Below are 25,658 nucleotides of genomic sequence, written 5' to 3'. Positions count from 1 at the left end.
CATTTTCTCATTCATTCATTAAACAAAACAATGGCAAGAGATTTAAAATTTACAAGAAATATTGGAATCGCGGCTCACATTGATGCAGGTAAAACTACAACAACAGAGCGTATTCTTTATTATGCTGGTGTTAGTCATAAAATTGGTGAAGTGCACGAAGGTGCTGCAACAATGGACTGGATGGCGCAAGAGCAAGAGCGTGGTATCACGATCACTTCTGCTGCAACTACGGTTGAGTGGAAATACAGAGGTCAGGCTTACCACATGAACATTATCGATACACCAGGACACGTAGATTTTACCGTTGAGGTAAACCGTTCGTTACGTGTATTAGATGGTTTAGTATTCTTGTTTTCTGCAGTTGATGGTGTTGAGCCTCAATCAGAAACCAACTGGCGTTTAGCTAACAACTATAATGTTGCCCGTATCGGTTTCGTTAACAAAATGGACCGTTCTGGAGCTGACTTCTTAAAAGTTGTTAAACAGGTTAAAGATATGTTAGGTAGTAATGCAGTTCCATTGCAGTTACCTATCGGTTCTGAAGATAACTTTAAAGGTGTGGTTGATTTGATCAACAACCGTGGTATTGTTTGGAATGAGCATGATAAAGGGATGACCTTTACTGAAGTGCCTATCCCAGAAGATATGCTTGATGAAGTTGCTGAGTGGAGAGAAAAATTATTAGAATCAGTTGCTGATTATGATGAGTCTTTAATGGAGAAATTCTTTGAAGATCCAAATTCTATTACTGAGCGTGAGATTTTAGATGCTTTACGTGCAGCTGTTTTAGATGCTAAAATTGTACCTATGGTTTGTGGCTCATCTTTCAAAAACAAAGGTGTTCAAACCATGTTGGATTACGTGATGGAGTTATTGCCTTCGCCACTTGATTCTGAAGGTGTTGTTGGTACTAATCCTGATACTGGCGCTGAAGTTTTATTAAAACCAAGCATTAATGAGCCATTTGCAGCTTTAGCTTTTAAAATTGCAACTGACCCATTCGTAGGTCGCTTATGTTTCATTCGTGTTTACTCAGGTAACCTAGAAGCTGGTTCTTACGTTTATAACACCCGTTCAGAAAGTAAAGAACGTATTTCTCGTATCTTCCAAATGCACGCTAACAAGCAAAACCCTGTGCCTAATGTGGCTGCTGGAGATATTGCTGCAGTAGTTGGATTTAAGGATATTAAAACAGGTGATACACTATGTGAAGAGAAAAATCCAATCATTCTTGAATCAATGAACTTCCCTGAGCCAGTTATCGGTTTAGCAATTGAGCCTAAAACTCAAGCTGATGTTGATAAATTGGGTATGGGCTTAGCTAAATTGGCTGAAGAGGATCCTACATTTAGAGTTCAAACGGATCAAGAAACTGGTCAAACGGTTATCTCTGGTATGGGTGAGTTACACTTAGATATTTTAATTGACCGTTTAAAACGCGAATTTAAAGTAGAGGTTAACCAAGGTGCACCACAAGTAGCTTACAAAGAAGCTATTTTCGGTACAACTCAACACCGTGAAACATATAAAAAACAATCTGGTGGTCGTGGTAAATTTGCTGATATTCAAATTATCATTTCTCCAATTGATGCTGATTTCGAAAAAGGTGGTTTACAATTCGTGAACGAAATTACAGGTGGTTCAATTCCACGTGAATTTATCCCTTCTGTAGAAAAAGGATTCGCGGCTGCAATGGCTAATGGTGTTTTAGCTGGTTATCCACTTCCTGATATGAAAGTACGTTTGATTGATGGTTCGTTCCACGCAGTCGATTCAGATGCTTTATCATTTGAGCTTGCAGCTAAAATGGCATATCGTGAGGCTTTACCTAAATGTAAACCAACTTTGATGGAGCCAATCATGAAAATCGAAATCTTAACCCCTGAAGAAAACATGGGTGATGTTATCGGTGATATGAACCGTCGTCGTGGTCAATTATTAGGTATGGATACTCGTAATGGATCTCAGGTAATTAAAGCAACTGTGCCTCTTTCTGAAATGTTTGGTTATGTAACTCAGTTACGTACTATCACTTCAGGACGTGCAACTTCTACAATGGAATTTGACCATTATGAAGCAGCGCCTAAAAACGTACAGGATGAAGTAATTGCTAAATCAAAAGGCAGAATTAAGTCTGAAGACTAATTAAAAGATAAAGGAACAGAGAGCAAGGATAAAAGATAGGGTGTTTACATCAGTGGTCTTTATTCCTTGTTTTTTTATTCTTAATCACAAAAATAAATCCGGTCTTTGTTATTAATAGCTCTAACAAGGATCATAATTAAAATAGAAATGAGCCAAAGAATCAGAATTAAATTAAAATCTTACGATTACAACTTAGTAGATAAATCTGCTGAGAAAATCGTAAAAACTGTTAAACCTACGGGTGCAGTTGTAAGTGGACCAATTCCACTTCCTACAGAGAAAAAAATCTTTACTGTTTTACGTTCTCCACACGTAAACAAAAAAGCTAGAGAGCAATTTCAATTGTGCGCTTACAAACGCTTATTAGATATTTATAGCTCTAACTCTAAAACAGTTGATGCTTTAATGAAACTTGAATTACCTAGCGGTGTTGAAGTTGAAATCAAAGTTTAATTGATTTAAAAGAACTGAAAAGTCTCGATGTAAATCGAGACTTTTTTTTTGCTCTTTAATTTACCGGTTGTATGGAAACAAATAGGAGCTGCAAACCGTTTGTTATTATTTAGACCCATATCATGAAAAAGCAAAACATAACAAATTCAGAAGAAATCGTAGAAGGTCAGGATTTTGCTGATCCAATGGAAGAAATAAATAAACAGCCATCATCTCATGGTGAGGTGGCTAACCAAAAAGGGAGCGATTTTTCTGAGCTGGAAGAAAGTAGAATGGAGCATCCGCCAAAGCACCGTGACGAAAATGGTTCTGATAAAAATGATACCGATAATACGAAAGGTGTTGATCAATCTACTGGGATTGACAAGGAATAAACTAATCTATAATACCGTTTCTTACAACAAAATTAATTAAGGAAGCTGTATTTTTTTTACCTGTTTTATCTAATAAGCTCTGCCTGTTTCCCTCAATCGTTCTTTTGCTGGTAAATAGTTTTTCGGCAATTTCGCTGTTGGTAAATCCTTCTGCAATTAAATTAAGAATCTCTAATTCTCTTTTAGAAAGTTCAATATCAGATTTTAAAACGCTTGATGATCCAATTGCAAATCGTCCTCGCAATTGGGCTAAAAGTTTAATTGTAATGGCTGTACAAATATATTTGTAGCCCATAGAAACATTCTTTATTGCAAAAATTACTTCCTCAATATTTACACTTTTTAGCAAATATCCACTTGCTCCTGCATCCAAAGACTGTGAAACGTAATTTTCATGATCTAAAGTAGTGAGGATAATAACCTTAATTTTCGGATAGCGTGCTTTAATGATTGTTGTAAGCTCTATGCCGTTCATATCAGCCAATGTGATATCTGTAATGATGATATCTGGCATTGGCGCAGTTTTTAGAAGATTTAATACCTTGCTTCCACTCGAACTTTCAGCAATAATATTTATTGTTGGTTCATTACTCAATAAAGATATAATGCCATTTCTCATAATTGTATGATCATCAGCGAGTAATACTTTGATTGGGATTTTCAATTTTTACAAAGGTTCTAAACTAGTCTTAGATTCAAATATCGAAATAATAAAAAAGCTTAATATTTGAGTAAGTACGCAAAATATGCGTATTAATACGCATTTAGGGGCTTTATTATATTAAGTGTAATAAACAGGATCGTCTCTAGCGCTAAGATGTTTTTAACATTGCATTAACTGCACAAAAGGAAGTAATGTTAATTTAGGTATAAAAGATCAGTAATCTGCACTTATACGGAATTATAATTTTTTGATTCCTGAATTTGGTAATTGCAATTTTCTGAATAAATACGTACCTGGTGATTGTACCGATGTTATTATGCTGTTTTATAAAGGTCTAATGATTTTATTATTAAACTTTTTATGACCATTATATGTTATTGATAAAAACTATAATATCACTATGAACACTGGAGAAGAAAATAATAATTTGATTAATCCCGAAAAGGATAAGAATGAAAATCAAAATATTGAATGGGATAATGGAGATCCAACTTATGGTCATGCGGTAAACCCTTCATCGTTTAAAAAGAAAGATGCACCAGAAGAAGAACATCTAAAAACTTCCGAAAAGGATGTAGACAAGCAAATTAATACCGATTTAAAAAATTTGAATTTGGCAAATGATTCTGATGTGGGTAACAGAAATAGTGAAAATGAAAAGGGAATTGGTGGCAAAAGTTTATAAAAAGAGGGATCATCCAAATGATCCCTCTTTAACAGGAATGACTTTTCCGGTAGATGGAAAAATAATTTAGAACTCAACAACTTTAAATTTTAATCAAGAACCTGATTGTCAGCCCTTAAATTGTTTAGTCAAAGTGATTTTGGTTTAATCTTGTCGCGAGTCCTAATAATATAACAAAATTGAACATCTTAACCCGATTTTACAATGGGTGTTGAAACAAAATTATTGACATATGTCATGATTTTTAACCTGATTAGATGATCTTATATTCAGTATAAATCGCTCGTTTGAGTATAATCTTTTTTCACTCTGTTTCCATATTCTTTGGCCTTATTAATAAAATCCGGCGCATTATCTCTAATATCATCAATTATAGATTTTCCATCTGTCTCTCTTTTTTTGGTGGCGTATTTAAAACCATAAACAGCCGCGGCGCCTAATATTGCATATTTTAGTAAACTCATAATTTTATATTTTAATTGTTTAAATTCCTGTATTTAGTACTTCATCTTCATCTCTCTGATTAAGATTTGGGTTGGGCTGATCTTTAAAATCCCTAGATGAACTTCCTGTATGGCTTTCAGCGCTTTCTATTGTCGGATCTTTATCAGGGCTATTGTAAGCATCATCACTTAAAGAATCCTTGCCTTGCGTTCCGGTATTGTCTAAACCATCCCTCGCAGTAATGGGTTGCTGTAACCGATCCGCATTCGCCTTTTCAATAGTTTCTTTTCCAAAACTCGTTACTTTATTCCCATCATTTCCTGCCTCATATTGCTTCTGAACTTCAGATTTCTGTTCATTATTTTCACCTGAACCTACATAACCTTCAATATGCTCTTCTTTATTATATATGCTGGTTTTCATAATTCCTTTTATTTAAAAACAGCTTAGAACAAAAATGGTTTCAACTTTCTAAAATATAGCAAGTTTTAAATCCAGTTTCTTATTAAACAAAGAAGGCAGGAATAAATCCTGCCTTCTTTGTTTTAGCTCTTGTATGGAAAATTTCTGGATATTTTCCGCATCATGCGCTCAACCATATCGTCGGTAGAACTCATGATGTTATCATCCATAGTTTTAAAAAACCTCCAAAGCAGTTCGCCATCACCACCATTATTCAGTGTTAGAAACATGGTGCCTGTTCCAGACTTGCCTCCAAAGCCACCAAAAATTACTGCCGATGCAATCGCTCCAGCTTCAGTTTTTGTTTGTTCAGTTTCGAATTTTCCGCCAATAACCGCATCTACACCAAGTACTTTTGCCACTTCATCTCTTGTATATTCATCTAGTTTACCCAACATACCTGCTTTTTTTAAAAGAATGTTGGTTTTGTCTACGTCCTGAAAATCTACAGTGTAGTCAGACCTTTTTCTTAGAAGAAAGGTGTACATGCTGGACTGGATAGATTTCGACATAGATTGTTCTTGGTCGCGATTGGCTTCTGCGCTAAAATTTTTGGGTTGTTTGCGATAAGAGATCTTCACTTCAAAAGGTAAAATGGCTACCAGTTTGTGAATTTTAATCGCATCTTTTAATTTGGGACTTTCGAAGACTTGTTTAGATCCTTCAAATTGTGCGTTTACCGCAGTTGTAAAACTGAGGAAAGTGATGAGCATTAATAAAGTTTTTTTCATTGTTATGGTTTATTTTTTTGTCGAAGATAATTCTTTGTTGATAAATAGATAAATCAAATTAGAAATAATATTAGCCCAGCATTTTTACCTTTTGCTTAACTTGGCGCCAGATTTAAGCATGTACATTAATGGAGTGGAAATATTTACTTTCGAATAAAAGGTTTGGGCAAGAAAGCTGGACGGGTGATACTGATAAAGCCCGATCCGATTTTCAACGAGATTACGATCGTTTAATTTTTTCATCACCATTTAGGAGATTACAAAACAAAACCCAGGTTTTCCCCCTTCCGGGAAGTGTATTTGTTCATAATCGCCTAACCCATAGTTTAGAGGTTGCAAGTGTTGCAAGATCTATGGCAAATATTTTTCTGAATACTTTAGAAGAAAATAAATCTCCCCTATTAAAAGAAGTTCCACTAATAAACGAAGTGGGAAATATTGTTGCGGCGGCAGCGCTCGCACATGATCTTGGAAACCCTGCTTTCGGCCATTCTGGCGAAGCGGCAATCTCGCGGTATTTTACCGATGGAGACGGTAGAGTCTATCAAAAAGAAATGACAGAATCGCAATGGCACGATTTAATTAATTTCGAAGGTAATGCAAATGCGATTAGAATTCTTACCCATCCTTTAAAGGGAAAAGGTAATGATGCTTATGCGCTCACCTATTCAACGCTGGCCTCAATCGCCAAATATCCATGTGCATCAATAGCTGGTAAACAAAAAGGATTTTTGCATCGAAAAAAGTATGGCTTTTTTCAATCGGAAGAAGAAACTTTTATAAGAATTGCAAACGAACTTCATTTAGAAAAGGAAGATAATGAATATCTAATTTACAAACGCCATCCATTGGTTTATTTGGTAGAGGCTGCGGACGATATTTGTTATAGCATTATTGATTTGGAAGATGCACATCGATTGAAGATTCTTTCTTATGAAGAGGTAAAAAATTACTTATTGCCCTTTGCGAACTCTAAAACGATTGAAGATCGCTTAAAGAATGATTATGAAGATGATGATGCTAAAATTGGATTATTAAGAGCAAAAGCAATTAATACGCTAACCAGAACCTGTGCAGATATTTTTTATCGCGAGCAGGAAAGTTTACTTAACGGCACCTTAAATAAAAGCTTAACCGATTTAATTCCTGAACCCTATTTTTCGGCATGGAAGGCGGTAGAAAAAATATCGGTAGAAAGAATTTATAATTTCTCCTCTGTAATTCAAAAGGAAGTTGCAGGTTATAAAATTATGGCTGGCTTATTAGAAGAATTTGTTCCTGCACTAATTCATAACAACACACATTATTACAAAAAATTGGTTAAGTTAATTCCTAAACAGTATCATACAGATCGAACAGATATTTATTCTAGAACTCAAAGTGTTTTGGATTTCGTATCGGGAATGACAGATTTATATGCTGTAGATTTATATAGAAATATAAAGGGAATCTCTTTTCCTTCTGAAACTTAATATCCATTATAGCTTTTGGCTCTATAATAAGTTGCTTTGTTTAGCATTTATTGGGGTTTTTGGTCCATAAAATCATTTAATTTTCAGCTTACGTGTAAAAATTTAGTTTCAAAACAGGTTATTTATTGTTGATTTATAGCTTTTTAGGCGGTTTTAGTTGGCTTTAGCAACTCTTTTGTGTAAAGTTTATATAGTGGGATATACTAATTATTAGATTTGAGAGTTAAGGCATGTCCATCATCCGGCATCCTTTTAAACTTAATAGATCATATCCCTTTTATGAAAAAAACGTTTCTCGTTGCCATGCTATGTCTAGGTTTGGCATTTGCAGTGCAGGCACAAACACCTCAGCAATTTAATTATCAAGGTGCTGCCCGAAACACAAACGGAACTCCATTAGCAAATAAAAGTATTTCGCTAAGAATAAGTATTCTCGATGCTTCTGCATCTGGAGCCGCTCAATACACTGAAGTTAGAAGTGTTACCACAAATGCTTATGGATTATACAGCTTAATTATAGGTGGTACCGGAGCAACATCAACAACAGGTACAATGGCTAATGTAACCTGGGGAACAGGACTTAAATTTGTTAAGGTAGAAGTAGATCCAGATAATGGCTCGAATTTCAGCGTTGCTGGAACTGCACAATTATTAAGTGTACCTTATGCATTATATTCTGCGAATGGCCCACAAGGTCCTATTGGCTTAACCGGTGCTACAGGTGCTGTTGGCCCCGCAGGTCCTCAAGGCGTTGCTGGCCCTACTGGTCCGGCAGGTGTTGCTGGTGCAGTTGGTCCTCAAGGTCCAATAGGTTTAACAGGTGCGGTTGGCCCTACAGGCCCTCAGGGCGTTGCTGGCCCAGCTGGAGCTGTGGGTGCCCAAGGACCAATAGGTTTAACAGGAGCAACGGGTGCACAAGGTATACCGGGTGCAACGGGTCCTCAAGGTCCAATTGGATTAACTGGTTCTGCTGGCGCAACTGGAGCAAACGGCCCGCAAGGTCCTATAGGCTTAACGGGTGCTACAGGTGCACAGGGACCAATTGGTTTAACTGGAGCAACAGGTGCAACTGGAGCTAAGGGAGATAAAGGCGACAAAGGTGATACGGGAATTCAAGGTCCAGTTGGTCCATCGACCGGTGTTGCGGGCGGCGACTTAACAGGAAACTATCCCAACCCGACAATTGCTAATTTACAAGGTAAAACATTATCTGCCGGTGCACCAACAACTAATCAAGTTTTATTATTTGACGGTACAATATGGAAGCCTGTTACCTTAGATGTTTCTACCCTTCCCGGAGGAAAAGCTTTAACATCAACAGATTTAAGTGTAAGTGCGAATGGTGCAACTGCATTATTAAAAGATGTAGTAATTGATATTAATACTGGTGCAGTAACTACTGTTAAACTTGCCGATGCTGCTGTAACCTCAATTAAAATAGGTGCAAAAGAAGTTAAAACTGCAAACATTGCAGACTTAGCTGTTGGAACTTTGCAATTAGCAGATGGATCGGTAACGACACCAAAATTAGCAGACGCTTCTGTAACCGTAGCTAAACTAACTACAGCAGGGCTAACGGATGCAAATAAGGTTTATATCACAAATGCAACCACCGGAGTTCCAGAATTAATTAGCCGTAATTTATTTGCGAATGCAAACTCATGGGGCTTAAGAGGGAATTCTGGAAATACCGATCTTAACAATAACTTCTTGGGCAATACAGATGATGTAGCTATTAACTTTTTGATAAATAATCAAAAAGCAGGGAGATTAGGAACATCTGCTGAAAGCAGCACTTCTTTTGGATACCAATCTTTAAGTAGCAATATGACTGGCTATAACAATAGCGCTTTCGGAAAAGAAGTTTTAAAGCTAAGTTTAACAGGTTACGGCAATAGTGGTTTTGGTGCATTTGCATTAGCGAAATCCATCAGTGGTTATAGCAATACAGCTTTCGGTTCCGAAGCCCTTTCAACATTAAGTACAGGAGCGAGCAATACTGCAACGGGTTATAGAGCACTTGCGCTTAATACAGGTGATAATAATGTTGCTTCTGGTTCTCAAGCTTTAGAAATAAATTCTACTGGCTCTAATAACATCGCTATTGGTAATCAGGCAGAAGGTAAAAATACTTCAGGCTCAAATAATACCGCAATTGGCGATATGGCGGGAACTAATAATAACGGAAGTGGAAATATATTTATTGGTAGTAAAGCAGGCAGTCAATTAACATCGGCAGCAAATACACTAATCGTAGCCAATACCAACACCAATTTGCCATTAATTTCTGGAACACTTGCTACCGATGGCGGATCATTAACAATTAATAATGCAGTTGCTGCAACTACAACGGCAACTGCGCCAGCCAACAACAGTACATTGAACATCAACGGATCGGTTTCAACAAATATATTAAAGTATATTGGTACAGCGCCCTTAGCTTTAGATGCAAGTCATCATACCGTACGTGTTGTAAATTCTGGTGTAGCAACCAATATAACCTTGCCTACAGCTACGAGTTGCAAAGGAAGGATCTATGTGCTAATTAAGCCTGTATCTTCTGGCAATATTACCTTAAGCCAGGCAGTTTTATTAAATACAGATGTTGCTTTAACAACGATGACTGGCGCCCAGACTTTGGTTATTCAAAGTGATGGTACAGATTGGATCTCTATAAATTAATCGAGCTATGGAAAAAAGATACTATTGGTTTCTTTTCTTTCCTCTTTTGTTCTCAATAGGGGAAGCTAAGGCTCAAAACACCACCTTGCCAAGTACCATTAATACGGCAAGTAATTACGGTAAAATTAATAATCAACTATACGATTTTAGTATTGGAGAAATGGTTTTGGTGCAAACTTTTAATGCAAATAGTTTGGTTTTAACCCAGGGGTTTCTTCAGCCCTTTCTAATTTCATCCAATCCTACAGATTTGGTTATTGTAAATAATATTCTCACACCTAATGGTGATGGGAAAAATGATTTTTTTGTGGTTAAGGGACTTGAGAAATACACAAATAACAAAGTAAGTATTTTTGATAGGGGAGGAAGATTACTCTTTAAAACCGATAATTATCAAAACAATTGGGATGGTTATTATAACGGTAAACCACTTGCCGAAGACACATATTATTACATCATATATTTAGAAGGTGCAGGCGTTGCAAAAGGTTTTATATCTATACTATTTAAAAAATAACAACAGGTGAAAAAGATAAAAATATATATAATCGGATTGCTGTTATTTTTCATTACACCGGCTGCCTATAGTCAGCTTAATCCAATGGGAAGTATTTATTATCAAAACCAGTTCTTGGCTAACCCAGCTTTGGCAGGATTAGATACCATGGTTAATTTAAACGCGGCGTTTAAAACACAATGGGTAAACATAAATGGCGCTCCAAAAATTCAATATTTAACAGCAGATTTTGCCTTAAAAAACAAGAAGGTAGGTTTAGGTCTACTATTTTACAATGAAAGCGCAGGTGTAATCAATAGAACCCGTGCAACGGTAACCTATGCTTATCACTTAAAACTGAATAGCGATTCCAGTTCTTTAGATTTTGGTTTATCGGCAGGAATAATGAACGAGTGGATTGATTTTGGTAAAGCCCAAGGCGATTTAAGTGATGATGTAGTGAATAGTTTTAACGATAGAAGATTGTATTTTGATGGAGATTTCGGAATGGCCTATCGAAATGAAAAACTAACATTACAAGCCTCATTGCCTAATCTTAAAAGATTTTTTAAGAGAGATGCCGTTAGAAACATTGTTGATCGTTCTATTTATTTTGTGGCCGCGAGTTATAAAATCAAAACGGACCAGGTTCTAAATAGTGTCGAACCGAAAGTGGTTTATCGTGGAGTAGAAAATTACGACGGAATTTTAGACATCGGATCGAATTTCCAGTTTATGCAGGATAAATTTACTGTTAGTGGCATTTACCACAGCACCAACAGTTTCACAATCGGTGCCGGAGCCAATTATAAAAACAAACTTGGAATTTTATTCCAGTACACAACAAATACATCAAAAATGCAAAGTTACAGCAATGGTGAGTTTGAGCTTGGTTTAAGATTTAACTTCAAAAAATAAAATTATAAAAACTAAAAAAGCCATTTCGGTTTTTGGCTGAAATGGCTTTTTGATACAAAATGGTTTTTTAACTATCTGCCTCTGGCATCATCCCATTTATTTCTTTCATCTTGCAATTCTCTGGCAAGTTTCATCTCTTTATCCTTTGCCTTTACTTTGTGCGCCTGAAATTCATCCGCAACTTCTTGATATAACTGCGTTCTATAGGTTGCTTCGTGCCTATATTTTCCAGATTGGAAAACAATAAAAGCCAACGCAGCTGCCAAAACTATTATGATGGCCCATACAATGGTATTATAGGTTCCTTTATTAAAAGATATACCCAGAAACTTAATTTCGTTAACCGAAGCATTTGCGTTTGCCAGAGAACTTTCTTTTCCGGTTACCTCACCTTTCAAGCTCACAATATTATCAGCTTGAGTTTTAATTTCCTGTTTTGCTTCCTGTAATTGTTTGCGCTCTTTTCTCAATGTATCGTTTACACTTTTCCATAGCCCCGATAATCTAGATGGATTAATCAGCCTTGCACCATACAAGCTTTTTGATTTTGATAACATAAAGTTGTACTGGCCATTTAACGATGGATCAGTATTTTTAGTTGTGTCTTGTTGAGCTTGGGCGAATGCAACGTTTAAAAATAGCATAGCCCCAAAAATGTAAAGGGTGTGTTTTAGTTTCTGCATAGTTTAAATATAGGTGTTATGATGTAAAACTACATTTTTATATATTTCTCTTTCAATAAATTTTCATTTAAGATTTAACAGGGATTGATAAATTGGTTTCGTTTATCATTTTAAATAACAATTTTATCTAAGTTTTATTATAAATTATTCGCGATAGATTACATTTGTTTCATGCAAATAGGAATTATTGGTCTGGGCGACATGGGCAAATTGTATGCTTTATCGTTTGTAAACGCAGGCTATAAGGTTTGTGGAGCAGACATGCCTTCACGTTTTGAAGATTTAAAAAAGGAATTGTCACCAAAAGAAATTGAGGTTTTAATTGATGGCCATGAAGTTGCCCGAAAATCCAATTTTATAATATACTGCGTAGAGGCAGAGAAAATTGATGAGGTGGTTGCCACCTTTGCAAGGTCTACAAAATTTGGTGCCATCGTATCCGGGCAAACCTCTGTTAAACATCCTGAGATTGCCGCTTTTGAAAAACATCTTCCAGCAGATACCCAGATTGTAACGTGTCATTCTTTACACGGCCCGGCGTTTAGTCCAGAAGGGCAAACCCTTGTTGTTGTTCGCCATCGCGCTACAGATGAGGTATATGCAAAGGCGTTGGAGATTTATAAGTCGCTAAAATCAAACATCATCGAGATGGATGATTACAAAGAACATGATCGAATTGTGGCCGATACGCAGGCTGTAACCCATATGGGTTTCGAAAGTATGGGTTCTGCTTGGAAAAATGCCGGTTTTTTCCCTTGGGATAATCCAGCTTATGCCGGCGGAATTGATAATGTAAAAATTTTAACCACGCTAAGAATATTCAGTTACAAATCTCACATTTACGCAGGTTTGGCCATTCTAAATCCATACGCACAAAAACAGGTTAAATATTATGCTCAGGCCGAATCTGAGTTGTATAAACTGATGATCTGTGAAAATGAAAAAGAGTTCAGAGAAAAAATTTATGCAGCCCGCGATTTTGTTTTTCATGAAAGTAGAAAACTGCTTTTGCTTGATGATAACATAATGAAAGAGTTTAGTCTTTCGGATGCCAATCACAAACAGAAACCAAACTCGCATTTAAGCTTGCTGAGCATGGTTTATGCCTGGTATAAAATGGGGGTAAATCCATATGATAATCTGATTTGCCAAACGCCTCCCTTTAAGCTGCGTTTAGGAATTGCAGAATATTTATTTAAGAATGAAGCCATGTTAGAAGAATCAATTCATACTGCACTGTACGATAAATCGATCCGTGGTGATGATTTAGAGTTTCATACTGCGGTACATGAGTGGGCCTCGATTATTGGTTATGGAGATTTAAAAGGTTACAAAGAACATTTTGAAGCGGCTAAGACTTTCTTTGCCAACCGATTAAATTACGGTAGAGATTTAAGTGCAGAGATGATTAAAAGATTGGGGAAGTAGGTTTTTTAGTTGATAGAACATAGTTAATCGTCCTTAGCCATCTAACTATGCCAAAGTTCATTTCATTCAGAATTAATTTTTAACTTTGTTATTATGACTACTTTAACTGTAAACATCAACGATAAGAAAACTGAAAAAGCTGTTAAGGCTGTTTTAGAGGCTTTGGGTTTGAGTTATGCTGAAAATAAAAAAAACAAATCGACTCAAGAACCTTTAAATAAGTCCGAACAGGCTATGTATAATCGCCTTAAAAATTCCTTTGAACAAATTAAGTTGCATCAGGAAGGAAAAATCAAATTAAGATCTATCGAAGAACTTTTGTCTGAATTGGAAGATGAAGTTTGAAGTTATACCAACTGAAGATTTTGCTAGAGAATTAAGACAAATTGCAAAAAAGCACAGAAGTATCCTTTCGGATATTGCAAAATTATCACAGGACATTAAAGCCGATCCAACCCAAGGCATTCATCTCGGACAAAATGTTTACAAAATTCGTTTGGCCATCTCAGGTACAAATAAAGGAAAATCTAGCGGAGCAAGAGTAATTACTTATGTTCTGGTTGATCATAAAACCGTTTTTCTTGCCGAAATTTATCTCAAAAGCGAACATGACAGCATTAGCGCAGATAGAATCATCCAAAGATTAAAGGAGGCTGGATTAATCTAAATAATCGTTGGTTTTAATATACCTGTAGTTACTGTTATTACCAATAATTTCGAAAACATTCTCCATGAAAGCCATTTTAAATAAGCCGGAATTGGTTTTGCAATTTCAGAAAACGCTAACTGAAATTGAGGAACTTTGTACGGTGTATGATTTGGGCGATGAAACCGTTGTCCAATTAATTGCCGAAAAAATCATACTGATCTTTCACAATACCGATCAGGCAAAATCATTGCTTAATCAATTAAAGCTAACTCATGTTTTAATGTATTGTAGCGCTGAAACTTATAATTCAAAAAGCCCTATTAATTTTATAGGTCTGTTAAAATTAGAACATCGACCGGGAACGGGATGGGTTTATGTAGCGAGATTGGATGGCGCATCATTATTGAAAGTGTCTCAGGAGAATTGGTGGCAAAACAAAAAGGTTATTGTAGATTCGGATGGTGTATCCTTTACAAGAGCCAAAATTATTAAATCCATTGCTGATTCGGGTCCCATTAATTTTAATACTTCAGGATGGAAATTGAAAAACGGCACAGACAATAAAAGCATTATAAACCCCGCACCCGAAGCGGTAAGGCAAATCGCTTTTGAAATGTTACAATCCCTTAAAAATGTAGATTTTGATAAAGAAAGCAAACTTTATTATAAATCTTGATCCTTTCCATCTTACATCATCCATATAATATATAGACTTTATTTTATTGAATTTATCCTTCGTTTAGCCTAAAACAATCGCTTATATTTGCCCGCATGTCGGTATTGTTATTTACCATTATCGTTTTATTAGGTGCTTTATTAGCAGGATTATTAGGCTCGTTGACAGGCTTGGGCGGTGGTGTAATTATCATCCCACTTTTAACCCTGGCTTTAGGGGTAGATATCCATTATGCCATTGGCGCATCAATTGTTTCTGTTATTGCAACATCTTCGGGTTCTGCAGCTGCTTATGTAAAAGAAGGCATAACCAATATTCGAATTGGAATGTTTTTAGAAATTGCAACCACTATTGGTGCAATCTGCGGGGCAATTGTGGCCGTTTATCTAAATGCAAACTATATTGCAATTATATTTGGCTGTATCTTAATCTTTTCTGCAATTATGACATTAAAGAAAAAGGTTGATCATTCTACTTTGGATGATAGCGATAAATGGGCTAAATTTTTCAAACTGAACGGTTCATATCCTGATAAAGGTGTTGACCATAAATATGCAGTTAAGCACGTTCCCGGGGGGTTCTTAATGATGTTATTTGCAGGAACACTATCAGGCTTATTGGGAATAGGAAGCGGAGCCTTAAAAGTAATTGCAATGGATAACATTATGCGTTTGCCGTTTAAGGTTTCTACAACTACTAGTAATTTTATGATGGGCGTTACGGCCGCGGCCAGTGCCGTAGTTTATCTACACCGCGGTCAGATAGATCCAGGAATAGCAATGCCTGTTTGTATTGGCGTTTTAACGGGCGCAACTATAGGCTCTAAAATTTTGCTCCGAACCAAAACCGACAAGCTAAAGATTGTATTTGCGGTTGTGGTTACTTTTTTGGCTTTACAGATGATTTATAAAGGAATTACAGGATTATAATGAGCATAACAAAGAAAGAAAACATCAACGATAAAGATATCCAGGTAATTTTGGGTACACTTTTGCGTGCCGGTGTAATTGTTTCTATGAGTATTGTTTTAATTGGTGGGATAATATTTCTCATTCATAATAACGGCGTAATTACCGATTATAAAGTTTTTAAACCCGAGTTATCTAAATTCTCTTCCATAGCTTCAATTTTTAGTGGTGTATTAACTTTACAGGGTGATGCCATTGTGCAGTTTGGCGTGCTTATGCTTATCTTTACGCCAATTGCCCGCATTGTTTTCGCCATTTTTAGCTTTTTAATCGAAAAAGATTATCTATACGTATTAATTGGCTTAATCATATTGGCCATCATAACCATCAGTTTAAATGGCGGTTTGGCACATTAGCCAAGCATTTCAAGCTAAATCCCATCGTATCAGCAAATTATTTGAAAAAATATTTCGCTAACTATTTGAATATTAAGAATTCTTTCCTATTTTTGCCCTCCCTTAAAAGGGACGAACAACCACCTTGAACGAAGCCCTACTGCTTCGATGGGTGTTAAAAAGAAAAGATAAAATGTCAGGAATTATTGGAAAAAAAGTAGGAATGACCAGTATCTTTGATGCCGAAGGAAGAAACATTCCTTGTACGGTAATCGAGGCTGGACCTTGTGTAGTTACACAGGTAAAAACCGAAGAAGTAGATGGTTATTCATCAATCCAGTTGGGTTACGATGAGAAAAAAGAGAAAAACACAACTCAACCATTGAAAGGCCATTTCGCGAAAGCAAACACAACTCCGAAACGCAAGCTGGTAGAATTCGATTCGTTTACAACTTCACTTAACTTAGGTGATGTAGTAACGGTTGATTCTTTCGCAGAAGGCGATTTTGTTGATGTTGTAGGTACCTCAAAAGGTAAAGGTTTTCAAGGTGTTGTAAAACGCCACGGATTTGCCGGTGTTGGTATGCAGACTCACGGTCAGCATAACCGTTTACGTGCCCCAGGTTCATTGGGAGCATCGTCATTCCCTTCACGTGTATTCAAAGGAATGCGCATGGCTGGAAGAACAGGTGGAGACAGAGTAAAAGTTCAAAACTTACAAGTTTTGAAAGTTTATGCTGAGCAAAACTTATTAGTAGTTAGTGGTTCCATTCCAGGAGCTAAAGGTTCTTACGTAATCTTAGACAAGTAATCAGATGGAAGTTAAAGTATTAAACATTTCAGGTAAAGAAACAGGTGCCAAGGTGCAACTTCCTGAATCGGTATTTGGTATCGAGCCTAACGACCACGCGATTTATTTAGATGTTAAACAGTATTTGGCTAACCAACGTCAAGGTACTCACAAATCTAAACAACGTAATGAGATTGCTGGTTCAACTCGTAAACTATACAAACAAAAAGGTACAGGTGGTGCCCGTGCTGGTAGCATTAAATCTCCGTTATTTAACGGTGGTGGTCGTGTTTTCGGTCCTCAGCCACGTGATTACAGTTTTAAATTGAACAAGAAATTAAAATCATTAGCACGTAAATCTGCTTTAGCTTATAAAGCAAAAGATAACAATGTGGTGGTTTTAGAAGATTTCAACTTCGATACTATTAAAACTAAAAGCTTTATAAGTTTAATCACTGCGTTAAACGTAGGAAACGAAAAAACTTTATTGGTTTTACCTGCACAAAATAATAATATCTATTTATCAAGCAGAAACGTACAGAAAACTAAAGTAATTACTGCAGCAGATTTAAATACTTATGATGTATTAAACGCTGGCGTACTTGTGTTAACTGCAGATTCTGTTAAAACTTTGGAGGAGGCATTTGCCAAATAATATGGACATTTTAAAAAAACCAATATTAACCGAAAAAGCTTCAGCTTTAACTGAGAAATCTAACCGTTTCACATTTAGCGTTAACCACAAGGCTAACAAAATCCAGATCAAACAAGCAATTGAAAAATTGTACGGTGTAACCATCGTTTCAGTTAATACAATGGTTGTTGATGGAAAAGCTAAATCTCGTTACACTAAAGCAGGTTTTGTATCAGGCCGTAGCCCTAAATACAAAAAAGCAATCGTAACGCTAAAAGACGGCGAAACAATAGATTATTACGCAACTCTTTAATTCAATTATTATATTATAACTATGGGCTTAAGAAAATTTAAACCAGTTACTCCGGGAACCCGCTTTAGAGTTGGTGCCAGCTTTACGGAGATTACAGCAACCAAGCCCGAAAAATCATTGGTTGTATCATCAAAAAAGTCTGGTGGACGTAACAACACAGGAAAGATGACTATGCGCTACATGGGTGGTGGTCACAAAAAATCATATCGTTTAATCGACTTCAAACGCGATAAATTCGATGTTCCTGCTACAGTAGCTACTGTAGAATACGATCCAAACCGTACTGCCCGCATCGCATTATTACATTATGCAGATGGCGAGAAGCGTTATATCATTGCTCCAGAAGGTTTGCAAGTAGGTTCGGTATTATTATCGGGCGATACAGCAACTCCAGAAGTAGGTAACACTTTAAAATTATCGAACATTCCATTAGGTTCTATCATCCACAACGTGGAGATCCACCCTGGAAAAGGAGCACAATTGGCTCGTAGTGCAGGTGCTTATGCACAATTAGCTGCCCGCGATGGTAAATATGCTACTTTAAAAATGCCTTCAGGCGAAACCCGTTTAATCTTGACTACTTGTCTTGCTACTATCGGTGCTGTATCTAACTCAGATCACGCAAACGAAGTATTAGGTAAAGCAGGTCGTAAACGTTGGTTGGGCCGTCGTCCGAGAACTAGACCGGTAGCGATGAACCCTGTCGATCACCCAATGGGTGGTGGTGAAGGTAGATCATCAGGTGGTCACCCTCGTTCAAGAAATGGTGTTTTAGCTAAAGGCTTTAAAACCAGAGAACTTAAAAAATATTCTAATCGTTACATCATAGAGAGAAGGAAGAAATAATGGCTCGTTCGATAAAAAAAGGACCTTATATTGACCATAACGTAGAGAAAAAAGTAAACTCTATGAATGATTCAGGCAAAAAGTCTGTAATCAAAACTTGGTCTCGCAGATCAATGATTTCACCAGATTTCGTGAATCATACATTTGCTGTACACAACGGAAATAAATTTATCCCTGTGTACGTTACAGAAAACATGGTTGGTCACAAGTTGGGAGAATTTGCTCCAACCAGAACATTCAGAGGACACGCTGAAAAGAAAAAATAATTAGACAATGGAAGCAGTAGCAAAATTAAACAATTGTCCAACCTCACCGCGTAAGATGCGTTTGGTTGTAGATCTTATCAGAGGTGAACGTGTAGAGAAAGCATTAAGCATTTTAAAGTTTACCAATAAAGAAGCAGCAATAAGAGTTGAGAAATTATTATTATCTGCTATCAAAAACTGGGAATCTAAAAATGAAGGTGCTCGCCCTGAAGAAAACCAACTGTTTGTAAAAACAATTATGGTTGATGGTGGCCGTCAGTTAAAACGCTTACGTCCAGCTCCTCAAGGCCGTGGATATAGAATTCGTAAACGTTCTAACCACGTAACGCTGATTGTAGATAGTAAAAACACAGAAACAACTCAAAACTAATTAGGAAATGGGACAAAAAGCAAATCCAATAGGTGCCAGGTTAGGAATTATCAAAGGATGGGATTCTAACTGGTTCGGTGGCAACAACTACTCCGATAAATTAGTTGAAGATGAGAAAATAAGAAAATACCTTTCTGCTCGTATTGCTAAAGGTGGTGTTGCAAAAGTAGTTATCGAGCGTACGTTAAAACGTATCACTGTAACTATCCACACAGCTCGCCCAGGTATCGTAATCGGTAAAGCAGGTGCTGAGGTTGATAAAATTAAAGAAGAGTTAAAGAAATTAACTAAAAAGGAAATTCAAATTAACATCTTCGAAATTAAACGCCCAGAGCTTGATGCACAATTAGTTGCAGAAGGTGTTGCTAAACAATTAGAAGCAAGGATCTCATTCCGTAGAGCAATGAAATCTTCTATCGCATCAACCATGCGTATGGGTGCTGAAGGTATTAAAATCATGACTTCTGGTCGTTTAGGTGGTGCTGAGATGGCACGTTCTGAGCAGTACAAAGAAGGAAGAGTGCCTTTGCATACATTCCGTGCTGATATTGATTACGCTTTAGCAGAAGCATTAACTACCTATGGTAAAATAGGTGTTAAAGTTTGGATCTGTAAAGGTGAGGTTTATGGAAAACGTGATTTGTCTCCAAACATTGGTGCGGCAAACAACGGTCCAAAAGGCCAGTCAGAAAAACCAGCATTCGGTGGAAGAGATAACAGAGGTGGTGGAAGAGATAGCCGTGGCGGCGGTAACGACAGACGTGGTGGAAACCAAGGTGGTGGTCGTGGCCCAGGTCAAGGTGGTCCCGGAGCAAATAGAGGTGGTGGCGCAGGCGCTAACAGAGGTCCTCGTAAATAATTGATTTATTAACATCGTTTAACGATTAGAACAAAATAAAATGTTACAGCCAAAAAGAACGAAGTTCAGGAAGATGCAAAAAGGCAGAATGAAGGGTTTAGCTTCTCGTGGAGCTGAGTTAGCATTCGGATCTTTCGGTATCAAATCTTTAGAAGCAACTTGGATCACAAGTCGCCAGATAGAGGCTGCCCGTATTGCCGTAACTCGTTTCATGAAACGTGAAGGCCAAGTATGGATCAGGATTTTCCCGGATAAACCGGTAACTAAAAAACCTGCTGAAGTACGTATGGGTAAAGGTAAAGGTGCTCCTGAATACTGGGTTGCAGTAGTAAGACCTGGACGTGTAATTTTCGAAGCTGAAGGTGTGCCTTTAGAAGTTGCTAAAGAAGCATTACGCTTAGCTGCTCAGAAATTACCAATCCAAACAAAATTTGTAGTACGTAGAGATTACGTAGAAGCATAGTAAAGAGTTGAGATGAATGTTGTAAATACTTGTTTATTATAACCGCTACACTCAATCGTAAAAGAAAAATAAAAATGAAAAATTCAGAAATCACAGGGCTTTCAAAAGAAGAATTAGTAGCTAAGATTGCGGAAGAAAAAGAGACATTATCAAAATTAAAGTTCTCTCATACCATTTCAGCTATCGAGAATCCTTCACGCATTTCAAAAGTAAGGAAAGACATAGCCCGTTTAAATACTGAACTGACTAAAGTAAAACTTGCTGAGTCAGCTACTGAAACTAATTAATTTGAAAGTCGAAATGGAAAGACAATTAAGAAAAACAAGAACCGGGTTGGTGGTGAGCAACAAGATGGATAAATCTGTTGTAGTGAGCGTTGAGCGTAAAGTAAAGCACCCGATTTATGGTAAGTTCGTTAAGAAAACTACCAAATTTATGGCTCACGACGAGAAAAACGAATGCGGTATCGGTGATACAGTATTGATTATGGAAACTCGTCCTTTGAGTAAAAATAAGAACTGGAGATTGGTACAAATTTTAGAAAGAGCTAAATAAGATGGTACAACAGGAATCGAGATTAAACGTTGCTGATAACAGCGGCGCAAAAGAAGTATTGGTAATTCGTGTGCTAGGTGGAACCGGCAAACGTTATGCTTCAATTGGTGATAAAGTAGTTGTTACCGTAAAAAGCGCATTACCGTCAGGTAATATTAAAAAAGGTACAGTTTCTAAGGCAGTAGTAGTGAGAACTAAAAAAGAAATCCGTCGTAAAGATGGTTCTTATATTCGTTTTGACGATAACGCTGCTGTATTATTGAACGCACAGGATGAGCCAAGAGGTACACGTATCTTTGGCCCGGTTGCGAGAGAACTACGTGAAAAACAATTCATGAAAATTGTATCATTAGCACCGGAGGTATTATAAAATGGGAAACAAAGTAAATACACCATCAAAACTTAAAATCCGTACAGGAGATTTAGTTAAAGTAATTGCTGGCGATTCAAAAGGTCAACAAGGAAAAGTACTTTCAGTACAAATAGATAAAAACAGAGCCATTGTAGAAGGTGTTAACTTAGTATCTAAACATACTAAGCCAAATGCTGCAAATCCTAACGGTGGTATTATTAAAAAAGAAGCTGCTCTTCACATTTCTAACTTGATGTTGGTTGATCCAAAATCTGGTAAAACTACCCGCGTAGGTCGTAAACTTAACGCAGATGGTAAATTAGTTAGAGTTGCTAAAATTTCAGGAGAGGAGATTAAATAATGGCTACACCAAGATTAAAAAGCAAATACAAAGAAGAAGTTGTAAATGCATTAAAAGAAAAATTTCAGTACAAAACTGTAATGCAGGTTCCTAAATTGGAAAAAATCTGTATCAATCAAGGTGTAGGTCGTTTTTCGGTTACGGATAAAAAGATTATGGATACTACAATCGTTGAGTTGTCAACCATCACTGGTCAACAAGCGGTTCCGGCACAGTCTAAAAAAGATATCTCTAACTTTAAATTGCGTAAAGGTATGCCAGTAGGTGTACGCGTTACTTTACGTGATAACAATATGTACGAGTTCTTAGATCGTTTGATCTCTGTAGCTTTACCACGTATTCGTGATTTCAAAGGTATTAACGATAAAGGATTTGATGGAAAAGGTAATTATACATTAGGTGTTACTGAACAAATCATCTTTCCAGAGATTAATATCGATAAAATCAATAAAATTTTAGGTATGGATATAACTTTCGTAACTTCGGCAAAATCTGACGTTGAAGCTTTAGAGTTATTGAAGCAATTCGGATTACCATTTAAAAATCAAAAAACAGCAGAATAATGGCAAAAGAAGGTGTAAAAGCACGCGAAGTTAAGCGCCAAAAATTGGTAGCTAGATACGCTGAAAAACGTGCAGTTTTAAAAGCTGCAGGAGATTTCGAGGGTTTAGATAAATTACCTAAAAACTCATCTCCAGTACGTTTACACAACCGTTGTAAATTAACTGGTCGTCCACGTGGTTATATGCGTACCTTTGGTATTTCAAGGGTAACGTTTCGCCAAATGGCACTAGACGGTAAAATACCAGGTGTTAAAAAAGCATCTTGGTAATATAGTTTAAGGTTTTAAGTTATAGGTTGTAAGTAATACTTACGACTTATAACTTATTACCTATAACTCAAAAATTAATTTTAACCGATAGCAGGTCCCATCGCCGGGTGGTGACAGGAAACCACTATCAAAAACAATAAAAAATGAATACAGATCCAATAGCAGATTATTTAACAAGAGTAAGGAATGCCATTAAGGCCAACCACCGTGTTGTAGAAATTCCTGCATCAAACCTTAAAAAAGAAATTACTAAAGTTCTTTTCGATAAAGGTTACATTGCGAACTACAAGTTTGAAGATACTACAGTTCAAGGCACAATCAAAATTGCTTTGAAATACAATCCAATTACTAAAGTTCCTGCTATTCGTACTTTGATGCGAATTAGTAAACCAGGTTTGAGAAACTATGCTGGTGTTGAAAATATGCCAAGAGTATTAAACGGTTTAGGTATCGCAATCTTATCTACTTCTAAAGGTGTAATGACTGATAAAGAAGCAGCCAAATTAAATATTGGTGGTGAGGTATTGTGTCACGTTTATTAATTATTAGGAGAACAGCACAATGTCAAGAATAGGAAAAGCCCCAATTACAATCCCTGCAGGTGTTACAATTACCGTTTCAGATGATAACGTAGTAAGTGTAAAAGGCCCTAAAGGTGAATTAACACAAGCAGTTGATGCAGACATCACTGTAAGTCAAGAAGACGGAATTTTAACAGTTCAACGTCCTTCAGAACAAAAGAAACACAAAGCATTACACGGTTTATATCGCTCATTGCTTAACAATATGGTTGTTGGTGTTACAGAAGGTTATAAATTAACTCAAGAATTAGTTGGTGTTGGTTACCGTGCTACAAACACAGGTAATACATTAGACTTAGTTTTAGGTTATTCTCACCACTATGTATTTCAATTACCAGAAGAGATTAAAGTAACCACTTCATCAGAAAAAGGTCAAACGCCTAAAATCATTTTAGAAAGTATTGACAAACAATTGATCGGTCAGGTAGCTGCGAAAATTCGTTCGTTACGTGCTCCAGAGCCTTACAAAGGTAAAGGTATCAAGTTTGTAGGTGAAGTGTTAAGAAGAAAAGCAGGTAAATCAGCATCTAAGAAATAATAATCATGGCAGGTAAAAAATTATCAAGAAGAGATCGTATTAAAAAAGGGATCAGAAAAAGACTTACTGGTTCGGAAGAACGCCCAAGGTTATCTGTTTATAGAAGCAATAAAGGGATTTATGCTCAGGTAATTAACGATGTAACCGGTACAACAATAGCTTCAGCGTCTTCATTATCGAAAGATTTTGCAGGAACTGGAAACAAAAGTGACCAATCAGTTGCGGTTGGCAAATTAGTTGCTGAAAAAGCAATTGCAGCTGGTGTTAAAGAAGTTGTTTTCGATAGAAACGGCTATTTATATCACGGTCGTGTTAAATCGTTAGCAGAAGGTGCTCGCGAAGCTGGTTTAGTATTTTAATCTGAAGAAAAAGTAAGATGTCAACTATCAATATAAAAAGAGTAAAAACCACCGATATCGAATTAAAGGATCGTTTGGTTAGTATACAACGTGTTGCCAAAGTAACCAAAGGTGGTCGTACTTTCAGCTTCTCAGCAATTGTTGTTGTTGGAGATGAAAACGGTGTTGTTGGTTTCGGTTTAGGTAAAGCGAAAGAGGTAACTGAAGCAATCGCTAAAGGTGTGGATGATGCTAAAAAGAACTTGGTTAAAGTTCCAATTTTAAACGGTACTGTTCCTCACGAGCAAATCGGTAAATTCTCTGGTGGTTTTGTTTTAATCAAACCAGCAGCAGTAGGTACAGGTGTAATTGCAGGTGGTGCAATGCGTGCAGTTTTAGAAAGTGCTGGCGTTCATAACGTATTAGCAAAATCTAAAGGTTCATCTAACCCGCACAACGTGGTAAAAGCAACTGTTGATGCATTAACGAAAATGCGTGATGCTTATACAGTAGCTCAAACTCGTGGTATAGATTTAAACAAAGTATTTAACGGATAATATCATGGCTAAGATCAAAATAACACAGGTAAAAAGTATTATCGATAGAAGCGAACGCCAAAAAAGAACTGTTCAAGCTTTGGGGTTATCAAAAATGAACCAAAGTGTAGAAGTTGAGGCTACTCCACAAATCATTGGAATGATTCGCAAAGTGAATCATTTAATCGCAATCGAAAGTATCTAGTAATTATTTGAAGGTAGTAGGGGAAACATTCCATACTACCTTTATATATGTTTAATCGTTGTACCTGTTTAGTGAAAGCGAAGGGCAACACAAATTCAAAAAAATGAATTTAAGTAATTTAAAACCTGCAGAAGGTTCAGTTAAAAACAGTAAAAGAATTGGTCGTGGTACTGGTTCAGGTCGTGGTGGAACTTCAACTCGTGGTCACAAAGGTGCGGGTTCTCGTTCAGGTCACAAAACCAAAATCGGTTTTGAAGGTGGTCAAATGCCTTTACAACGTCGTGTGCCTAAAGTTGGTTTCAAACCAATTAACCGTACAGAATATGTAGGTGTAAACTTAGATGTTTTACAAAACTTAGCTGATAAATTTAGCTTAACAACAATCGATTTTGCTGCTTTGCAACAGCATGGTTTAGCTTCTAAAAACGACTTAGTAAAAATCTTAGGTCGTGGTGAAGTAAAAGCAAAATTAGATATTACAGCACATGCGTTTTCTGCAACCGCACAAAAAGCTATTGAAGCTGCAGGTGGTTCAATTGTAAAATTGTAAAATA

39 protein-coding genes are annotated in these 25,658 nt (G+C 36.7%); 34 read left to right on the top strand and 5 right to left on the bottom strand.

Annotation, left to right across the window (positions count from 1 at the left end):
* Positions 1-30: 30 nt before the first annotated feature.
* The 3 genes from fusA to DF947_RS08775 all read left to right on the top strand — a co-directional run bounded on the left by fusA (position 31) and on the right by DF947_RS08775 (position 2,972).
* Complete coding sequence (gene fusA / locus DF947_RS08785) at positions 31-2,145, top strand: elongation factor G (RefSeq protein WP_109929340.1); 2,115 nt, start codon at positions 31-33, stop codon at positions 2,143-2,145.
* A 147-nt stretch (positions 2,146-2,292) separates the two neighbouring features.
* Entirely contained in the window at positions 2,293-2,598 is a 306-nt protein-coding gene (gene rpsJ / locus DF947_RS08780) for a 30S ribosomal protein S10 (RefSeq protein WP_008244591.1), read from the top strand.
* A 122-nt stretch (positions 2,599-2,720) separates the two neighbouring features.
* Entirely contained in the window at positions 2,721-2,972 is a 252-nt protein-coding gene (locus DF947_RS08775) for a hypothetical protein (RefSeq protein WP_109929339.1), read from the top strand.
* A 1-nt stretch (position 2,973) separates the two neighbouring features.
* Here DF947_RS08775 and DF947_RS08770 read toward each other — a convergent pair whose 3' ends face one another.
* The gene (locus DF947_RS08770) at positions 2,974-3,636 is read right to left on the bottom strand and encodes a response regulator (RefSeq protein WP_109929338.1); all 663 of its coding nucleotides are present in this window, start codon (positions 3,634-3,636) and stop codon (positions 2,974-2,976) included.
* Between the two features lie 400 nt (positions 3,637-4,036).
* On the opposite strand from DF947_RS08770, the gene DF947_RS08765 reads away from it, so the two are divergent.
* The gene (locus DF947_RS08765; protein WP_109929337.1) at positions 4,037-4,321 is read left to right on the top strand and encodes a hypothetical protein; all 285 of its coding nucleotides are present in this window, start codon (positions 4,037-4,039) and stop codon (positions 4,319-4,321) included.
* A 269-nt stretch (positions 4,322-4,590) separates the two neighbouring features.
* On the opposite strand, the gene DF947_RS08760 is transcribed toward DF947_RS08765, so the two are convergent.
* The 3 genes from DF947_RS08760 to DF947_RS08750 all read right to left on the bottom strand — a co-directional run bounded on the left by DF947_RS08760 (position 4,591) and on the right by DF947_RS08750 (position 5,958).
* Positions 4,591-4,785, bottom strand: coding sequence for a hypothetical protein (locus DF947_RS08760; protein ID WP_109929336.1), 195 nt, complete (start codon positions 4,783-4,785; stop codon positions 4,591-4,593).
* 19 nt (positions 4,786-4,804) lie between these two features.
* Positions 4,805-5,188, bottom strand: a complete 384-nt coding sequence (locus DF947_RS08755; protein WP_109929335.1) for a hypothetical protein — start codon at positions 5,186-5,188, stop codon at positions 4,805-4,807.
* 122 nt (positions 5,189-5,310) lie between these two features.
* Positions 5,311-5,958: a hypothetical protein gene (locus DF947_RS08750; protein ID WP_109929334.1), complete on the bottom strand. Its 648-nt coding sequence runs from the start codon at positions 5,956-5,958 to the stop codon at positions 5,311-5,313.
* A gap of 128 nt (positions 5,959-6,086) precedes the next feature.
* On the opposite strand from DF947_RS08750, the gene DF947_RS08745 reads away from it, so the two are divergent.
* The 4 genes from DF947_RS08745 to DF947_RS08730 all read left to right on the top strand — a co-directional run bounded on the left by DF947_RS08745 (position 6,087) and on the right by DF947_RS08730 (position 11,526).
* Complete coding sequence (locus DF947_RS08745) at positions 6,087-7,430, top strand: deoxyguanosinetriphosphate triphosphohydrolase (protein WP_109929333.1); 1,344 nt, start codon at positions 6,087-6,089, stop codon at positions 7,428-7,430.
* 279 nt (positions 7,431-7,709) lie between these two features.
* On the top strand, positions 7,710-10,112 hold the full coding sequence (locus DF947_RS22635; protein WP_109929332.1) for a hypothetical protein: 2,403 nt from the start codon (positions 7,710-7,712) through the stop codon (positions 10,110-10,112).
* Positions 10,113-10,119: 7 nt separating this feature from the next.
* Complete coding sequence (locus DF947_RS08735; protein WP_109929331.1) at positions 10,120-10,629, top strand: gliding motility-associated C-terminal domain-containing protein; 510 nt, start codon at positions 10,120-10,122, stop codon at positions 10,627-10,629.
* A gap of 6 nt (positions 10,630-10,635) precedes the next feature.
* Positions 10,636-11,526 carry a PorP/SprF family type IX secretion system membrane protein gene (locus tag DF947_RS08730; RefSeq protein WP_240615347.1) on the top strand — a complete coding sequence of 297 codons (891 nt, stop codon included), beginning with the start codon at positions 10,636-10,638 and terminating at the stop codon, positions 11,524-11,526.
* A 71-nt stretch (positions 11,527-11,597) separates the two neighbouring features.
* Here DF947_RS08730 and DF947_RS08725 read toward each other — a convergent pair whose 3' ends face one another.
* Positions 11,598-12,209, bottom strand: a complete 612-nt coding sequence (locus DF947_RS08725) for a hypothetical protein (RefSeq protein WP_109929330.1) — start codon at positions 12,207-12,209, stop codon at positions 11,598-11,600.
* Positions 12,210-12,380: 171 nt separating this feature from the next.
* Between DF947_RS08725 and DF947_RS08720 the strand changes: the two genes are divergently transcribed.
* The 26 genes from DF947_RS08720 (at position 12,381) to rplO (ending at position 25,654) form a co-directional block, all read left to right on the top strand.
* Entirely contained in the window at positions 12,381-13,637 is a 1,257-nt protein-coding gene (locus tag DF947_RS08720; protein ID WP_109929329.1) for a prephenate dehydrogenase, read from the top strand.
* Positions 13,638-13,730: 93 nt separating this feature from the next.
* A complete protein-coding gene (locus tag DF947_RS08715) occupies positions 13,731-13,982 on the top strand; it encodes a hypothetical protein (RefSeq protein WP_109929328.1) in 252 nt (83 codons plus the stop codon).
* Entirely contained in the window at positions 13,972-14,304 is a 333-nt protein-coding gene (locus DF947_RS08710; RefSeq protein WP_109929327.1) for a hypothetical protein, read from the top strand. The genes DF947_RS08715 and DF947_RS08710 overlap by 11 nt, the downstream gene beginning before the upstream one ends.
* 64 nt (positions 14,305-14,368) lie before the next feature.
* Complete coding sequence (locus tag DF947_RS08705; RefSeq protein ID WP_109929326.1) at positions 14,369-14,962, top strand: hypothetical protein; 594 nt, start codon at positions 14,369-14,371, stop codon at positions 14,960-14,962.
* A gap of 95 nt (positions 14,963-15,057) precedes the next feature.
* Positions 15,058-15,891, top strand: coding sequence for a sulfite exporter TauE/SafE family protein (locus DF947_RS08700; RefSeq protein WP_109929325.1), 834 nt, complete (start codon positions 15,058-15,060; stop codon positions 15,889-15,891).
* Entirely contained in the window at positions 15,891-16,286 is a 396-nt protein-coding gene (locus DF947_RS08695; protein ID WP_109929324.1) for a DUF1634 domain-containing protein, read from the top strand. Before DF947_RS08700 ends, DF947_RS08695 begins: the two co-directional genes overlap by 1 nt.
* Before the next feature lie 172 nt (positions 16,287-16,458).
* Positions 16,459-17,076, top strand: a complete 618-nt coding sequence (gene rplC, locus DF947_RS08690) for a 50S ribosomal protein L3 (protein WP_029278646.1) — start codon at positions 16,459-16,461, stop codon at positions 17,074-17,076.
* A 4-nt stretch (positions 17,077-17,080) separates the two neighbouring features.
* The gene (gene rplD, locus DF947_RS08685) at positions 17,081-17,710 is read left to right on the top strand and encodes a 50S ribosomal protein L4 (RefSeq protein ID WP_109929323.1); all 630 of its coding nucleotides are present in this window, start codon (positions 17,081-17,083) and stop codon (positions 17,708-17,710) included.
* Between the two features lies 1 nt (position 17,711).
* Complete coding sequence (rplW, locus tag DF947_RS08680; protein ID WP_109926344.1) at positions 17,712-18,002, top strand: 50S ribosomal protein L23; 291 nt, start codon at positions 17,712-17,714, stop codon at positions 18,000-18,002.
* Between the two features lie 21 nt (positions 18,003-18,023).
* Positions 18,024-18,848 carry a 50S ribosomal protein L2 gene (gene rplB, locus DF947_RS08675; protein ID WP_109929322.1) on the top strand — a complete coding sequence of 275 codons (825 nt, stop codon included), beginning with the start codon at positions 18,024-18,026 and terminating at the stop codon, positions 18,846-18,848.
* Positions 18,848-19,114, top strand: a complete 267-nt coding sequence (rpsS, locus tag DF947_RS08670) for a 30S ribosomal protein S19 (RefSeq protein ID WP_010599906.1) — start codon at positions 18,848-18,850, stop codon at positions 19,112-19,114. Before rplB ends, rpsS begins: the two co-directional genes overlap by 1 nt.
* A 7-nt stretch (positions 19,115-19,121) precedes the next feature.
* The gene (rplV, locus tag DF947_RS08665) at positions 19,122-19,484 is read left to right on the top strand and encodes a 50S ribosomal protein L22 (protein ID WP_109929321.1); all 363 of its coding nucleotides are present in this window, start codon (positions 19,122-19,124) and stop codon (positions 19,482-19,484) included.
* Between the two features lie 7 nt (positions 19,485-19,491).
* The gene (gene rpsC / locus DF947_RS08660) at positions 19,492-20,343 is read left to right on the top strand and encodes a 30S ribosomal protein S3 (RefSeq protein WP_109929320.1); all 852 of its coding nucleotides are present in this window, start codon (positions 19,492-19,494) and stop codon (positions 20,341-20,343) included.
* Positions 20,344-20,383: 40 nt separating this feature from the next.
* Positions 20,384-20,806, top strand: a complete 423-nt coding sequence (rplP, locus tag DF947_RS08655; RefSeq protein ID WP_010599903.1) for a 50S ribosomal protein L16 — start codon at positions 20,384-20,386, stop codon at positions 20,804-20,806.
* Positions 20,807-20,880: 74 nt separating this feature from the next.
* Positions 20,881-21,093: a 50S ribosomal protein L29 gene (gene rpmC, locus DF947_RS08650; RefSeq protein WP_109926341.1), complete on the top strand. Its 213-nt coding sequence runs from the start codon at positions 20,881-20,883 to the stop codon at positions 21,091-21,093.
* A gap of 13 nt (positions 21,094-21,106) precedes the next feature.
* Positions 21,107-21,361, top strand: a complete 255-nt coding sequence (gene rpsQ / locus DF947_RS08645; RefSeq protein ID WP_010599901.1) for a 30S ribosomal protein S17 — start codon at positions 21,107-21,109, stop codon at positions 21,359-21,361.
* A gap of 1 nt (position 21,362) precedes the next feature.
* Positions 21,363-21,731 (top strand): 50S ribosomal protein L14, encoded by a 369-nt coding sequence (gene rplN, locus DF947_RS08640; protein ID WP_010599900.1) that lies wholly within the window; start codon positions 21,363-21,365, stop codon positions 21,729-21,731.
* Position 21,732: 1 nt separating this feature from the next.
* Complete coding sequence (gene rplX, locus DF947_RS08635; protein ID WP_109929319.1) at positions 21,733-22,074, top strand: 50S ribosomal protein L24; 342 nt, start codon at positions 21,733-21,735, stop codon at positions 22,072-22,074.
* Positions 22,071-22,637 (top strand): 50S ribosomal protein L5, encoded by a 567-nt coding sequence (gene rplE / locus DF947_RS08630; RefSeq protein ID WP_109926340.1) that lies wholly within the window; start codon positions 22,071-22,073, stop codon positions 22,635-22,637. Before rplX ends, rplE begins: the two co-directional genes overlap by 4 nt.
* Positions 22,637-22,906 carry a 30S ribosomal protein S14 gene (rpsN, locus tag DF947_RS08625; protein WP_025145214.1) on the top strand — a complete coding sequence of 90 codons (270 nt, stop codon included), beginning with the start codon at positions 22,637-22,639 and terminating at the stop codon, positions 22,904-22,906. Before rplE ends, rpsN begins: the two co-directional genes overlap by 1 nt.
* Before the next feature lie 143 nt (positions 22,907-23,049).
* Positions 23,050-23,448 (top strand): 30S ribosomal protein S8, encoded by a 399-nt coding sequence (gene rpsH, locus DF947_RS08620; protein ID WP_056869756.1) that lies wholly within the window; start codon positions 23,050-23,052, stop codon positions 23,446-23,448.
* 19 nt (positions 23,449-23,467) lie between these two features.
* Positions 23,468-24,025 carry a 50S ribosomal protein L6 gene (gene rplF / locus DF947_RS08615; protein WP_109929318.1) on the top strand — a complete coding sequence of 186 codons (558 nt, stop codon included), beginning with the start codon at positions 23,468-23,470 and terminating at the stop codon, positions 24,023-24,025.
* Positions 24,026-24,030: 5 nt separating this feature from the next.
* The gene (rplR, locus tag DF947_RS08610; RefSeq protein WP_109926338.1) at positions 24,031-24,384 is read left to right on the top strand and encodes a 50S ribosomal protein L18; all 354 of its coding nucleotides are present in this window, start codon (positions 24,031-24,033) and stop codon (positions 24,382-24,384) included.
* 17 nt (positions 24,385-24,401) lie between these two features.
* The gene (rpsE, locus tag DF947_RS08605) at positions 24,402-24,920 is read left to right on the top strand and encodes a 30S ribosomal protein S5 (protein WP_010599893.1); all 519 of its coding nucleotides are present in this window, start codon (positions 24,402-24,404) and stop codon (positions 24,918-24,920) included.
* A 4-nt stretch (positions 24,921-24,924) separates the two neighbouring features.
* A complete protein-coding gene (gene rpmD, locus DF947_RS08600) occupies positions 24,925-25,104 on the top strand; it encodes a 50S ribosomal protein L30 (protein WP_109929317.1) in 180 nt (59 codons plus the stop codon).
* A 103-nt stretch (positions 25,105-25,207) separates the two neighbouring features.
* Complete coding sequence (gene rplO / locus DF947_RS08595) at positions 25,208-25,654, top strand: 50S ribosomal protein L15 (protein WP_109929316.1); 447 nt, start codon at positions 25,208-25,210, stop codon at positions 25,652-25,654.
* The last annotated feature ends 4 nt before the right edge of the window (positions 25,655-25,658 follow it).

The sequence above is a fragment of the Pedobacter paludis genome (genome assembly GCF_003173575.1).
Classification (GTDB): Bacteria; Bacteroidota; Bacteroidia; order Sphingobacteriales; family Sphingobacteriaceae; genus Pedobacter; species Pedobacter paludis.
Note: the sequence above shows the minus strand (reverse complement) of the source record. Positions and strands in the feature narration are given on the sequence as shown.